Below are 13,704 nucleotides of genomic sequence, written 5' to 3'. Positions count from 1 at the left end.
CGGGTTTTCAGAATGTCGTCAGCTGTAGACGGCGAGCCAGGCATATGCTTGCGTCTCCCACTGCCCGTATTTGTCGGGATAGGCCGAGATCTGCACGGCCTGGGCTGCGGCGGTGAAGGGCATGCTCTCCCAGCCGGGGATGTCCAGGAGTCCTCGAGTGAGGTGTCCGTTCGGGTCGCCCTGCCCTCCGTAGAACACTCGCGCGCTGCGCTCCGCGTCCATGATCTGCGCGGGCGTTCCCCATCCCGTGCTGGGGCGCTGCTGGAAGATCCCCAGCGAATCGCGGTCACCCCAGTCGAGGTTGCGCAGCCCCGACTCGACCATGCCGGTCGCGAGGGCGATGGCGATGGCGCGATCGGAGACGCCGAGCTCGCGTCCGACCCGGATGATGAGCGGCGTTCGATGCCTGCTCGGCAGAGAGAGTGGCCGAACGCTGCCCGGTCGATGACGAGGCCGCCGCGGGGGTCGGCGCCGCCTTGACGATGAGCTTCTGGCCCGGGTAGATGATCGACGACGGTCCGAGACCGTTCAGCGCGAAGAGCGTCTTCGTCGAAGTGCCGTGCTTTTGTGCGATGGCGAAGAGCGTGTCGCCGGCGACGACGGTGTGTGCAGCAGCGGCGGCGGGAGCTGCAGCAGGCGAGGGAGCCGCTGCGGCGGCAGGGGCCGCCGGGGCAGCCGCCTGTGCGGTCGATGAGCCGGATACGGCGAGGGTCTGGCCGGGGTAGATCACCGATGCGCGCGTGAGCCCGTTCGCCGCGAGCACGGCGTCGACCGTCGTGCCGTGCTTCTGTGCGATCGCGAAGACGGTGTCACCCGCGACGACCGTGTGTGTCTTCGCTGTGGGGGCCTGAGCCGGTGCGGGCGCAGGTGCCGACGTCGTCTTCAGCGTCAGGGCCTGGCCGGGATAGATGACCGAGCGCCAGGACAGGCCGTTCCAGGCGAGGACGTCCGCAGTGCGCAACCCGAACCTCGCTGCGATCGACGAGATGGTGTCTCCGGGCTGCACGACATAGTTCGATGGTGCGGTCTGTGTGGGCACGAAGCGCACGGGCGCGAGGTCCCGTTCGACCGCACGGAGGTCGGTGGCGGTGGTGGACGCGGTGGCCGGCACAGCGGTGAGAGACGCCGCGAGGGCGCCGAGCACGGCCGCTGGCAGGCCGATCTGCACACTTCGCGTGCGACGTGCGGCGGTCTTGGTAGTCAAGGCTGGCCCCCTTTTCGAGCACTTCACGCTGACACGGATGTAAACAGAAGTCAACAGAAGTGACGCGAGTGAAGGATGTGACTGGAGCGTCGACATGCGACGACAGGAAGGAGGTGACATAGTGGCATCGTGTCTGAGAACGTTGCCGGAACCCCCTCCGCCGCTGCTGTCGAGTGGCTGACGATGCCCGACCTCGTCGAGGTGCTCGATGAGCCCCTCGGTCGCGTGCGCCGCCTGATCGATGAGCATTACCTGGTCGGATCCCGTCGTAGCGGCGTCTTCGCGGTGCCGGCGGTGTTCATCGTCGACGGGCATCCGCTCAGCTCGCTGCGGGGAACCATCATCGTGCTCCAGGACGCGGGCTTCTCCGACGATGAACTGATCGACTGGCTCCTCACGGAGGAAGAGAGCCTCGGCCGCTCGCCGATCGATTCGCTGCTCGCCGGACACAAGAGCGCCGTCCGCCGCCTCGCGCGCACCCTCGCCTGACGCGAGCGGTCCTCAGGCGGAACGGACCGTGGCTGCTCTGGCGAGCTCGCGCAGTTCGCCTACCGCCGCGTTGTCGAGTCGGGTGCCCGTGAGGGCACGGTCAGCCTCTCGCGCGTAGTCCGCGATCATGGTCTCCACCCGGTCGAGAGCGCCGGAGTCGGTGATCGTCGCCTGCAGAGACGACACCTGCGCGGGCGTCAGCTCCGCATCTCCGAGCATCTCGTCCAGGAGATTCCGCGCAGACGGGTCCAGCTCCTGGCGGGTGAGGGCGACGAGCACGGTGCGCTTGCCCTCGCGAAGATCATCGCCGGTGGGCTTCCCCGTGAGAGCGGCATCGCCGAACACGCCGAGGACGTCATCGCGCAGTTGGAACGCCATACCGACCGGGTGCCCGAAGCGCCGCAGGGCATCGAGCTGATCCGCGTCCGCGCCGGCGAGTGCGCCTCCGAGCACGAGCGGCTGCTCGATGCTGTACCTGGCGGACTTCAGCGACGCCACTCGCAGCGCCCGCTCGGCGTGGCTGCGCGGATCGTTGACGCTCCATGCGGATTCCTCGGCGATGTCGAGGAACTGCCCCGTCGTCACGTCCCGTCGCATCTTCGCGTACTCGGACCGCACCGCTCGCGCGTGCGGATGCCCGTCCAGCGCCGACTCCAGCAGGTCGTCGCTCCAGGCGACGAGGAGGTCGCCGAGCAGGACAGCCGAGGCGCGGCCGAAGGCTTCGGCATCGCCTGACCACCCGGATGAGCGGTGCGACTCCTCGAGGGCACGGTGTGCGGCCGGGCGGCCGCGGCGAGTGTCGGAGTTGTCGATCAGATCGTCGTGCACGAGCGCGGCCGACTGGAAGATCTCCAGCGACGTGCAGATGTCCCAGAGGACGTCGTTCTCGGTCGCGCGGCGGTCGTCGAAACGTGAGACGGCTCGCCAGCCGGCATGGCAGAAGCGTGCGCGCAGGCGTTTGCCTCCCTCGAGCGTCGCGGCGGCGGCGTCGAGGAACGCGGCGGCGTCGGGTCCGTGATCCGAGGATTCCTCTCGCATGCGTGCGAGGAAGTGGTCGAGACGAGCGGCGACGGCGCCGGGGACAGGGGAGGGAGACGGCACGACTCCCAGCATACGTAAAGGATGGGGAGGGCCTACGGCTAGCCCCGGACGCCTCGGCGCGCGTACACTGGAAGGCACGATACCCGAGGGGGACGAAATGCCACTCTCCGAACAGGAGCAGCGTCTGCTCGATGAGATGGAACGCCATCTCCTCCACAATGATGCCGACGTCGTCAGCGCGCCGTCAGGTGATCGCGCACTGAGCTACCGAAATCTCGTCTACGGTGCTCTGCTCCTGCTCGCCGGGGTCGGCGGCCTCGTGGCCGGCGTGATCCTCGGTGGCGTCTGGGGCATCGTGGTCGGCGTCATCGGATTCGCGGCGATGCTCGGTGGTGTCATGGTCGCCGTCACGCCCGTGCGACGATCGAGCCCGGCGGAGCCCCGTGAGCGCTCCACGACCAAGCGACAGGAATCCGCCTCGTTCATGGATCGCATGAACGACCGATGGGACCGACGCCAAGACGGACACTGATCCCCACAGAACTTAACGACAGAAGCCCGGATGCTGAGCATCCGGGCTTCTGTCGTTAACCCTTCGTCGCATTGACCACGGATTCCCTCCACTGGTCCTCCACCACGCTCCACCGCGGAATTCTGCGGTTCTTGGGAGTGTTCTTCGGCGTACCCACATGTCCGCGGCCGATTGGTCGTAGGTAAGTGGAGGAAAGTGGAGTAAAGTGGGGCGCAACCTCGAGTTGGCCGGACGCAGAGGGGGTGATGGCCGATGTTGCTGGGTACGCATTCTCCGAAGCTGGACGACAAGGGACGGGTCATCCTTCCCGCGAAGTTCCGCGAAGACCTCGGCGGCGGCATCGTCGTCACCCGAGGCCAGGAGCGGTGCCTCTACGTGTTCAGCACGGCCGAGTTCGAGGCGATGCACGAGCGGATCCGTCAGGCGCCGCTCGCGAACAAGCAAGCGCGTGACTTCATGCGTCTGTTCCTCTCCGGTGCGAGTGCGGAGATGCCCGACAGTCAGAACCGCATCACCATCCCCGCGCACCTCCGCCAGTACGCGGGACTGCAGAAGGAGCTCATCGTCACCGGAGTCGGCGCCCACGCCGAGATCTGGGATGCCGAGAGCTGGAACGCCTACCTCGCCGCCGGCGAGGAGACCTACTCCGACCTCGAGCAGGAGGTGATTCCGGGACTCTTCTGACCGTGGCTGTGATGCCCCGCCGCTCCCGCCCCGACACACTTCCCCGGTGCCGGGTCGAGAAGCGGAGGGGGATCAGAGCCCACGGTCACCCCGAGAAGGATCATGAACCTCCGCGACATCCATACCCCCGTCCTGCTCGACCGCTGCGTCGAGCTGCTCGCCCCCGCCCTCCATGCGGACGGAGCGGTGCTCGTGGATGCCACTCTCGGCATGGGCGGACATTCGGAGGCCCTTCTGGAGCGCTTTCCGAACATCCGGTTGATCGGGCTCGATCGCGACACCGACGCGCTGCGCATCGCGGGGGAGCGGCTCGCCCGCTTCCGTGACCGCATCACCCTGGTCCACGCCGTGTACGACGAGATCGGGCTGCATGCGCAGGGCGCGGCAGGAGTCCTCTTCGACCTCGGCGTCTCCTCCCTTCAGCTCGACGAGGCCGAGCGGGGATTCGCCTACTCGAAGGATGCTCCGCTCGACATGCGGATGGACCAGACGAAGGGCGTCACCGCCGCCGACGTGATCGCGACATACAGCGAGGGCAATCTGCGACGCATCTTCGAGCGCTACGGCGAAGAGAAGCTCGCCGGTCGGTACGCGCGCTTCATCATCGACGCGCGCCAGAAGCAGCCGATCACACGCTCGGGCGAGCTGGTCGAGATCCTCATCGCCGCGACGCCCGCCGCCGCTCAGCGCGCCGGTCACCCGGCGAAGCGCGTGTTCCAGGCGCTCCGCATCGAGGTCAACGCCGAACTCAACGTTCTCGCCGACGCGATCCCCTCCGCGATGGACGCCCTCGCGGTGAGCGGGCGCATCGTGGTGATGTCGTACCAGTCGCTCGAGGATCGTCTGGTCAAGCAGGCGTTCGCGGCGGCTGCCGCCTCGACCGCACCCGCCGGGCTCCCCGTCGAGCTCCCCGAGCACGCTCCGCGTTTCCGCATCCTGACCAAGGGCGCAGAACTCGCCGATGACGACGAGCGCGCGCGCAACCCGCGCGCGATCCCGGTGCGCCTGCGCGCCGCCGAGAAACTGCGGGAGAGCGCATGAGCCTGAATGCCGTCGTACGGAAGCCGACACAGCCGATCGCGCCGACACGCGAGCCGCAGCGGCGTCTGCAGCCCGTCACGCGACCGGCCGTCCGCCGCAAGCCCAAGCTCGCGTACGCCCTCGTCGCTCTGGCCGGGGCGCTGGCGATCGGCGCCGCGCAGGTCGGGCTGTCGCTCGCGATCACGCAGGACTCCTTCACCCTCGCCGGGCTCTCCTCCCAGCAGCGCGAACTGGACCTGCGCACGCACGCGCTCCAAGAGGAGCTCACCGGGCTCAGTTCGCCGCAGGTGCTCGCGAGCAGCGCCGCAGGCCTCGGGATGGTGGTGGCCGGGTCGCCGTCGTACCTGCGCCTCAGCGACGGTGCCGTGTTCGGCACCGGTGCGGGTGCGGACTGGACGTCGACCGTGAACCCCGTCGGCGTGGGAGCCGTGAGCAACTCCTTGATCGTCGAGCCTCCGCCCGCGGAGACCACGACCGACGAGGGAGCGACCAAACAGACGACCCAGGAACTCCCGCCGGCGATCACCGACGGGCTTCCGAGCCCTTCCACCCACTGAGCCGAACACGATCGACGGAGAGATCCCATGACGACACGAGCCACCCGCGGTCCGCGGCGACGCACCGTCGTCGCCCTCGCGGTCATCCTTTCCGTGCTGGCGGCCTTCGTGGTGCGACTGGTCGACATCCAGGTCGTGAGCGCCGACGAGCACGTCTCGCAATCGTTGACCAAGATCGGCGTCGGCGAGACGATCTCGGGACAGCGGGGCTCGATCGTCGACTCGGGCGGCACCGTTCTGGCATCGAGCGTGATGGTCTACGACGCGCAGCTCAGTCCGAAGGTGATCATGCAGCTCGAAGAGAACGATCCTCGACTGCCCTGGGCTGAAGCCGCCGACAAGATCGCGGCCATCACCGGACAGACGGGCGACGAGGTCCGCGCGCTCGTCAGCGACGCACTCGCGAAGGATTCGCAGAGTCAGTACGCCCCGCTCAAGAAGTCCCTCACCACCGAGCAGTACATCGAGCTGCGCGACCTGAAGCGAGAGAACAACCTCGCCTACCTGCACATGGAGGGCCGGGAGACCCGGGTATACCCGAACGGTGCGGTCGCCGGAAACATCCTCGGATTCCTCGACAGCTCGGGGGCAGCGCAGGCCGGGATCGAGCAGTTGGGCGAGGGCTGCCTCGCACCGACCGACGGCGAGGAGTCCTATCGCACCGGTGCCAACGGCGTCGTGATCCCGGGCAGCGAGCGCACGGTGCCGGCGGTCAACGGCGGTTCGGTGCAGCTGACCCTCAACAGCGACCTGCAGTGGTACCTGCAGCAGATGATCGGCGAAGAGGCCCAGAAGCAGGGGGCCAAGGGCGGCACCGTGACGGTCGTCGACGTGAAGACGGGCAAGATCAGGGCGGCAGCGGAGTGGCCCTCCCTCGACCCCAACGACCTCGACTCGTCCACACCCGAGACGCGATACAGCCAGATCTTCCACAAGGATTTCGAACCCGGATCGACCTTCAAGGCGATCACCGCCGCTGCCGCGATCGAAGGCGCCGGGCTGACCCCGCTCAGCACGGTCAGCGCCGCATCGCGCGAGACCTTCCCCAACGGCGCTGTCATCAACGACGCGTTCAGCCACCCGGCATACAACTACACCCTCGCCGGCGGACTGATCGACTCGTCGAACGTCGCGCTGTCGAAGTTCGGCACCATGGTGAGCCCCGAGGTGCGATACGACTACCTGCAGCGCTTCGGTGTGGGACAGAAGACGATCGACTTCCCCTCGGAGGTCGGCGGTCTGCTGCACCCCGTCAGCGAGTGGGACAGCCAGTCGCTGTACACCACGACCTTCGGCCAGTACTACTCGGTCACGGCGGCACAGCTCGCCGGCGCGTACCAGGCGATCGCGAACGGCGGCGAGAAGATCGACCTGTCGCTCGTGGAATCCTGCACGGCCGAGGACGGCACGGTCGCGACGCCCGAGAAGCCGAAGCACGAGCAGATCATCAAGGAGCAGACGGCGGCCGAGCTCACTCGGATGCTCGAGAACGTGGCGGTCCAGGGTGGCAACGCCGATCGCATCCAGGTTCCCGGCTACCGCGTGACCAGCAAGACCGGTACGGCGCAGGTGTCGGACGGGAACGGCGGCTACAAGGCCGGGGTGTATTACACGAGCATGGTGGGGTTCGCTCCGGTCGATGACCCGCAGTACGTCGTCGTGGTCACCCTCGACGAGCCGACTAAGGTTGTATCGTCCGCGGCCACCGCATCCGCCTTCCAGAAGGCGATGACGCAGGTGATGAAGACCTATCGCGTGATGCCGTCCTCTGTCCCGATGGACGCGCTCCTTCCCAAGTTCGGATAGTCGGCGAGAGCCGCGCATGGAGATGAAATGATCGCCCTGACGCTCGCTGAGATCACCGCCGCTGTCGGCGGTGATCTGCGCGTTGCCGGAGATGATTCGGCCGAGACCGTCGTGGACGGTGTCGTCGACACCGACTCGCGCTCGATGGTCCCCGGATCGATCTTCGTGGCGAAGCCGGGCGCAGAGACGGACGGGCATCGCTTCGTCGGCGCCGCTGTCGAGGCAGGAGCCGTGCTGGCCATCGTCGAGCACGTCGTCGACGTGCCCGTAAGCCAGATCGTCGTCCCGGATGCCGTCGCGGCGCTCGCCGATCTCGCCCGTGAAGTCGTCGCCCGGGTCAGGGCCGGTGGCGGCCTGCGCATCATCGGCATCACCGGATCGAACGGCAAGACCACCACCAAGAACTTCCTCGCGCGCATCCTGCAGGATGAGGGCGAGACCGTCGCCCCGGTGAAGTCGTACAACAACGAGGTCGGCGCTCCCGTCACCATGCTCCGGGTCACCGAGAGCACCCGCTACCTCGTGAGCGAGTTCGGGGCGGCGGGTCCGGGGAGCATCGCGCACCTCGCCGGCCTCGTCGAGCCGGACATCGCCGTCGTGCTGATGGTCGGCCTGGCGCATGCGGGAGGGTTCGGAGGAATCGAGGCGACCGCGAAGGCGAAGTCCGAGCTCGTCTCGGCTGCACGCGTGCCCGGCACGGCCGTGCTCAACGTCGACGACCCCGGGTGTCTGCGATGCAGGAACTCGCGACCGCCCGCGGGCTGAACGTGGTCGGCTTCGGACAGAGCCCCGCCGCCGCGGTGCGGGCCTCCGACGTCACGGTCTCGGCGGCCGGTACGTCATGCACCATCGAGGTCGCGGATAAGCGGTTGCCCCTGCGGCTGCAGGTGCTCGGCGCGCATCATGTCACCAACGCCCTGGCAGCGATCGCCGCCGCGGTCGTGCTCGGGGTCGCGCCCGCCGATGCGGTCGCGCGCCTGGAGACGGTGGAGATCGCGGAACGGTGGCGGATGCAGCCCCTCGGCAACGACCGCGTCCGGATCATCAACGACGCCTACAACGCGAGCCCCGATTCGATGGCGGCGGCACTGCGCACGCTCGCGCAGATCTCCGGCCCCGAGGAGCGCACGGTCGCGGTCCTCGGCGCCATGAGCGAGCTCGGAGAGAGTGCGGGCGAGGAACATGACCGGATCGGTCTGCTCGCCGTCCGGCTCAACATCCGGCGCATCGTCGTCGTGGGTCCTGAGGCGCGTCGTCTGTATCTTGCGGCGGTGGGCGAAGGGTCGTGGGACAGCGAGGCCGTGCATCTGCCCGATCAGGATGCGGCGTACGAGTACCTCCGCGGCGAACTCCGCGACGGCGACCGCGTGCTCGTGAAGTCATCCAATTCCGTGGGCCTCAGGCATCTCGGCGATCGTCTGGGAGAATTGTTCTCGTGAGGTCACTCATCATGGCGGCGGCGATCTCGCTCGCCTTCACCCTGTTCCTGACTCCCGTCTTCCTCCGACTCTTCCGGAAGTGGGGCTGGGGGCAGGTCATCCGCACCCCGGAGTCCGTCCACAACCCGAGCCACGAGGCGAAGCGCGGCACCCCCACGATGGGCGGCGTGATCTTCATCGTCGGCTCGATCGTGGGCTACTTCACCGGTGTCTACGTCAGCGGCGAGGTACCAGCGCTCTCGGCGATCCTGGTGATCTGGCTGATGGTCGGCTTCGGCGCAGTGGGATTCATCGACGACTACATGAAGGTCCGCAGCCAGCGCAGCCTCGGCTTGTCGGGCTGGCGCAAGGTGATCGGCCAGTTGGTGGTCATCATCCCCTTCGGCATCGTCGCCCTGAACTTCCCGAACAAGTGGGGGCAGCTGCCGGCGAGTGCGTCGATCTCGCTCTTCCGCGACATCACCTGGCTCAACCTGTTCGCCTTCGGCATCGTGCTCGGGTGGATCCTCTACCTCGTCTGGATCTCGATCATCGGTGTCGCGACGTCGAACAGCGTCAACCTGACGGACGGCCTCGACGGGCTCGCTGCTGGAGCCGGAGTCATCGTCGTCGGCGCCTACAGCGTGATCGCCTTCTGGCAGTTCAAGCAGCCCTGCATCGGCGGCGATCCCGACGCGCTCGGCGGATGCTACGAAGTGCGCGACCCGTTCAACCTCGCGATCATCGCCGCCTCGTTCGCGGCAAGCCTGATCGGGTTCCTGTGGTGGAACGCCCCCAAGGCGAAGGTCTTCATGGGCGACGTGGGCTCGATGGCGATCGGCGGCGTCATCACGGCGATGGCGATCCTCACCCGCACCGAGCTTCTCCTGCTGGTGATCGCCGGTGTGTTCGTCCTGTCCTCCGGGTCCGTCATCCTGCAGCGGGCGTACTTCAAGATCACGCGCGGCAAGCGCCTGTTCCTCATGAGCCCTTTCCATCACCACCTCGAGATGCGCGGCTGGTCGGAGGTCACGATCGTCGTGCGCATGTGGATCATCGCCGGCCTGCTGGCGGTCTCGGCCGTCGGTCTCTTCTACGTCGAATGGCTCACCCGTGTCGATTGAGCGCATCGCCGGGCTGACCAGCTGGCACGCCGACTGGCGCGGGCTCAGAGTCGCGGTGCTCGGGCTGTCGATGACCGGCTTCTCCGCGGCTGACACGCTCGCAGAGCTCGGGGCCGATGTGTTCGTGTTCAGCGAGTCCGCCGAAGAGGAGTACGAGCGTCTGGTCCCCGTGATCGGTGCCCGGCTCGAACTCGGTCCCCTCGCCGCGGTCCCCGCCGCGCTGTCGGCCTTCGACCCCGAGGTGGTGATCGCCTCTCCCGGTTTCTCGCCGTCGCATCCGATCATCCGTTGGGCCCAGGAGTCCGAGGTCCCGATCTGGGGTGACGTGGAGCTCGCGTGGCGGGTGCGCGACAAGGTCCTCCGCGCCGACGGCACGCCTGCCGACTGGGTGCTCATCACCGGGACGAACGGCAAGACGACCACGACTCAGCTCACCGCCGCACTGCTCGTGGAGGGGGGACTCCGGGCCGCACCATGCGGGAACATCGGCGTCCCGGTGCTCGACGCCGTACGCGACCCTGGAGGCTTCGACGTCCTGGCGGTCGAGCTCTCGAGCCATCAGCTCTGGTACCTCGGCCAGTCGCGGCCCGAGGGGGAGCTGTTCCCGTACGCGGCCGTGTGCCTCAACCTCGCCGACGATCATCTGGTCTGGCACGGCAGCGCACAGGCCTATCGCGACGCCAAGGCGGTCGTGTACCGCAACACCCGGATCGCCTGCGTGTACAACAAGGCGGATGAGGCCACACGGCTCATGGTCGAGGAGGCGGAGGTCGTCGAGGGGGCCAGGGCGATCGGCTTCGACCTCGGCATCCCCGGCCCGAGCGACCTCGGCATCGTCGAAGGGCTCGTGGTCGACCGCGCGTTCCTCGACGACCGCGCGCGCAGCGCTCTCGAACTCACCACGGTCGCTGCTCTGGACGAGGCGGGGCTCGCGGCTCCGCACATCGTGCAGAACATCCTCGCCGCGAGCGCTCTCGCACGATCGCTGGGTGTGGAGCCGGAGGCGATCCACGATGCGCTGCAGTCGTTCCAGCTGGACGCCCACCGCATCCAGGTCATCGCACGGTTCGGCGGCATCACCTGGGTCGACGACTCGAAGGCCACGAACCCGCATGCCGCCGCCTCGTCGTTGCGGGCCTACCCCGGTGCGGTGTGGGTCGTGGGCGGAGATCTCAAGGGCGTCGACATCGCCGATCTGGTCGCCGATGTCGGCGGGACGGCGCGTGCCGCGGTCGTGATCGGCGTCGAGCGCACCGAAGTGGTCGCGGCATTCCGGCGACACGCGCCGACGGTCCCCGTGTTCGAGGTCGATGCTGGCGAGACTGATCAGGTCATGATCCGGGTCGTGGAGATCGCGTCGAGGATCGTCGAAGGCGAGGGCACAGTCCTGCTGGCCCCGGCTGCGGCGTCGTTCGACCAGTTCACCGGTTACGCGGATCGAGGGCATCGCTTCGCGGAAGCGGTGCGGAATTGGATAGACCGGGGGAGCGCCGATGACGCAGGTGTCCCGCCCTCCGCGTTCTGAGTCCGGCGGACTCGCCGCCAGGGTCTCGCTCGGCCGCCGGTTCACGCCGGTGTCGACCGAGTTCCTCCTGATCGCGTCCACCGCCCTGCTGTTGACGCTCTTCGGCCTGGTGATGGTGCTGTCCGCCACCAGCGCGACCGCCGTGGCAAGCGGCAACGACCCGATGGGCGGTGTCCTCCGCCAGGGGGTGTTCGCCCTGCTCGGGGTCCCGCTCATGTTCCTGATCAGCCGCACGCCGGTCGCGTTCCTCAAGAAGATGGCGTGGCCGGCGCTGTTCGGCGCCGTCGCGCTGCAACTGCTCGTGTTCACGCCGCTGGGCATCGCGGACGGCGGAAACCGGAACTGGATCCAGATCGCCGGCTTCACGCTCCAGCCTTCCGAGTTCCTCAAGCTCGCCCTCGCCCTGTGGATCGCGGCCGTGCTGCTGCGCAAGCAGGCGATGTTGGGCACGTGGCACCACGTCTTCATCCCCGTGATCCCGGTCGGTGCTCTGGCGATCGGAACCGTGCTCGCGGGCAAGGACCTCGGCACCGCGATGGTGCTGGTGCTCATCCTGCTCGGGTGTCTCTTCTTCTCAGGGGTCAAGCTCCGACTGTTCATCATCCCGGTGGTGCTCGGCGTCGCCGCGGTGCTCGCCTACGCGCTGTCGAGCCAGGACCGTATGCGCCGCATCACGGCGACCTGCGACAACATGGCCCTGTACGACACCGACTGCTACCAGTCGATCCACGGCATCTGGGGGATGGCGTCCGGGGGCATCTTCGGACTGGGCCTCGGCAATTCGCAGGAGAAGTACGGTTGGCTGCCCGCCGCGGGCAACGACTTCATCTTCGCGATCGTCGGCGAGGAACTCGGACTCATCGGGTGCATCGTCGTGCTCGCGCTGTTCACGTTCTTCACGGTCGGCGCCTTCCACATCATCCGGAAGACGCCGGACGCCTTCATCCGCGTCGCCGCTGGTGGTATCACGGTGTGGATCGTCGGTCAGGCCGTCTTGAACATCGGCGTCGTCATCGGCGTGTTCCCGGTGATGGGTGTGCCTCTTCCCTTCATGTCCCAAGGAGGCACGGCCCTGCTCGCCGTGCTCATCGCGTGCGGTGTCCTGCTCGCCTTCGCGCGCACGATTCCCGTGACCGAGAAGCAGTCAGCCGGCCGGGGTAGGGTCACCAGGTGACTTCGTATCTCCTCGCCGGCGGTGGCACCGCCGGCCATGTGAACCCCCTGCTCGCCGTCGCCGACGCCCTCCGTGAACGCGATGCCGATGCGGCTGTGCTCGTGCTCGGCACGGCAGAGGGACTGGAGTCTCGACTCGTCCCCGCGCGCGGATACGAACTGCTCATCGTCGACAAGGTCCCCTTCCCCCGCCGTCCGAACAGGCAGGCTGCCGCTTTCCCGCTGAAGTTCCGCCGCGCCATATCGCAAGTGCGTGCGCACATCCGCGCCCACGATGTCGATGTGGTGGTGGGCTTCGGTGGGTACGCCTCGGCGCCCGCTTATGTGGCCGCCCGTCGTGAGGGCGTGCCGTTCGTGGTGCACGAGGCCAACGCCAAGCCCGGACTCGCCAACGTCCTGGGCGCCCGCCGTGCCGCCGGCGTCGGCGTCGCGTTCGAGGGCACGCCGTTGCGTGGCAGCGAGGTCGTCGGCATGCCGTTGCGCCAGGAGGTCATCGCGCTCGATCGCGCGGCGACGCGGGCCGAAGCTGCGGCGTACTTCGGCCTCGACGCGGATCGCCCCGTCCTGCTGGTCTTCGGAGGATCGCTCGGCGCGCAACGACTCAACGACGCCATCGCGGGGTCCTGGCGGGACGTTCTGGAAGCCGGATGGCAGTTGCTGCACGTGACCGGCGAGCGCAGCGACCTGCCCGATCCGGGGTGGAGGGATACGCGCTGCGGCGCTACGTCGACCGCATGGACCTCGCTTTCGCGCTCGCAGACCTCATCGTCTCGCGGTCGGGGTCGGCGACGGTGAGTGAGGTCAGCGCCCTGGGAATCCCCGCTCTCTACGTGCCGTACTCGGTCGGCAACGGCGAACAGCGTCTGAACGCGGCCTCTGCGGTGGCCGCGGGAGCCGCTCAGCTCCTCGATGACGCTTCCTTCGACGGGGATGCCGTTCGGCGGATCGTGATCCCTCTGCTGGGAGACCGGGAACGGATCGATCGGATGGCCGCGGCAGCCGAGACCGCGGGGACCCGCAACGGCACCGCGAATGTGATCTCGTTGATCGACCGCGCGTTGGGTGCCGCCGGTGCGATCGCCTCGACGGAACGAAAAGTAGACTGAAGCG

12 protein-coding genes and 2 pseudogenes are annotated in these 13,704 nt (G+C 67.9%); 11 read left to right on the top strand and 3 right to left on the bottom strand.

Translation table 11 applies throughout. The annotated features are described in order from the left end of the window. Positions 1-18 precede the first annotated feature (18 nt). The gene (locus G4G29_RS22120; RefSeq protein WP_244631973.1) at positions 19-324 is read right to left on the bottom strand and encodes a hypothetical protein; all 306 of its coding nucleotides are present in this window, start codon (positions 322-324) and stop codon (positions 19-21) included. Continuing rightward, positions 287-1,204 carry a LysM peptidoglycan-binding domain-containing protein gene (locus tag G4G29_RS12160; RefSeq protein ID WP_244631971.1) on the bottom strand — a complete coding sequence of 306 codons (918 nt, stop codon included), beginning with the start codon at positions 1,202-1,204 and terminating at the stop codon, positions 287-289. Before G4G29_RS12160 ends, G4G29_RS22120 begins: the two co-directional genes overlap by 38 nt. A gap of 129 nt (positions 1,205-1,333) precedes the next feature. On the opposite strand from G4G29_RS12160, the gene G4G29_RS12155 reads away from it, so the two are divergent. Next, positions 1,334-1,693: an Rv2175c family DNA-binding protein gene (locus G4G29_RS12155; RefSeq protein ID WP_345941066.1), complete on the top strand. Its 360-nt coding sequence runs from the start codon at positions 1,334-1,336 to the stop codon at positions 1,691-1,693. 12 nt (positions 1,694-1,705) lie between these two features. Here the strand turns inward: G4G29_RS12155 and G4G29_RS12150 are convergent, their stop codons facing one another. Beyond that, complete coding sequence (locus tag G4G29_RS12150; protein WP_183150302.1) at positions 1,706-2,806, bottom strand: polyprenyl synthetase family protein; 1,101 nt, start codon at positions 2,804-2,806, stop codon at positions 1,706-1,708. Positions 2,807-2,891: 85 nt separating this feature from the next. Here G4G29_RS12150 and G4G29_RS12145 point away from each other — a divergent pair, with 85 nt between their 5' ends. From G4G29_RS12145 to G4G29_RS12100, 10 genes and pseudogenes are all read left to right on the top strand, one after another. Further along, complete coding sequence (locus G4G29_RS12145; RefSeq protein WP_183150301.1) at positions 2,892-3,266, top strand: DUF3040 domain-containing protein; 375 nt, start codon at positions 2,892-2,894, stop codon at positions 3,264-3,266. 252 nt (positions 3,267-3,518) lie between these two features. After that, positions 3,519-3,950: a division/cell wall cluster transcriptional repressor MraZ gene (gene mraZ / locus G4G29_RS12140; RefSeq protein ID WP_017830220.1), complete on the top strand. Its 432-nt coding sequence runs from the start codon at positions 3,519-3,521 to the stop codon at positions 3,948-3,950. Positions 3,951-4,052: 102 nt separating this feature from the next. Continuing rightward, positions 4,053-4,991, top strand: coding sequence for a 16S rRNA (cytosine(1402)-N(4))-methyltransferase RsmH (gene rsmH, locus G4G29_RS12135; RefSeq protein WP_183150300.1), 939 nt, complete (start codon positions 4,053-4,055; stop codon positions 4,989-4,991). Beyond that, entirely contained in the window at positions 4,988-5,548 is a 561-nt protein-coding gene (locus tag G4G29_RS12130; RefSeq protein ID WP_183150299.1) for a hypothetical protein, read from the top strand. Before rsmH ends, G4G29_RS12130 begins: the two co-directional genes overlap by 4 nt. Positions 5,549-5,575: 27 nt before the next feature. Beyond that, positions 5,576-7,354, top strand: a complete 1,779-nt coding sequence (locus tag G4G29_RS12125; RefSeq protein ID WP_183150298.1) for a penicillin-binding protein 2 — start codon at positions 5,576-5,578, stop codon at positions 7,352-7,354. 27 nt (positions 7,355-7,381) lie between these two features. After that, positions 7,382-8,793, top strand: a pseudogene (gene murF / locus G4G29_RS12120) (UDP-N-acetylmuramoyl-tripeptide--D-alanyl-D-alanine ligase). Further along, positions 8,790-9,896: a phospho-N-acetylmuramoyl-pentapeptide-transferase gene (gene mraY, locus G4G29_RS12115; protein WP_183150297.1), complete on the top strand. Its 1,107-nt coding sequence runs from the start codon at positions 8,790-8,792 to the stop codon at positions 9,894-9,896. The pseudogene murF and the gene mraY overlap by 4 nt, the downstream one beginning before the upstream one ends. After that, positions 9,886-11,421, top strand: a complete 1,536-nt coding sequence (murD, locus tag G4G29_RS12110) for a UDP-N-acetylmuramoyl-L-alanine--D-glutamate ligase (protein ID WP_183150296.1) — start codon at positions 9,886-9,888, stop codon at positions 11,419-11,421. Before mraY ends, murD begins: the two co-directional genes overlap by 11 nt. Next, on the top strand, positions 11,390-12,595 hold the full coding sequence (ftsW, locus tag G4G29_RS12105; RefSeq protein WP_183150295.1) for a putative lipid II flippase FtsW: 1,206 nt from the start codon (positions 11,390-11,392) through the stop codon (positions 12,593-12,595). The genes murD and ftsW overlap by 32 nt, the downstream gene beginning before the upstream one ends. Beyond that, positions 12,592-13,700: pseudogene (locus G4G29_RS12100) on the top strand (UDP-N-acetylglucosamine--N-acetylmuramyl-(pentapeptide) pyrophosphoryl-undecaprenol N-acetylglucosamine transferase). Before ftsW ends, G4G29_RS12100 begins: the two are co-directional and overlap by 4 nt. Positions 13,701-13,704 lie beyond the last annotated feature (4 nt).

Source organism: Microbacterium sp. Se63.02b, from assembly GCF_014171575.1.
GTDB lineage: Bacteria > Actinomycetota > Actinomycetes > Actinomycetales > Microbacteriaceae > Microbacterium.
Note: the sequence above shows the minus strand (reverse complement) of the source record. Positions and strands in the feature narration are given on the sequence as shown.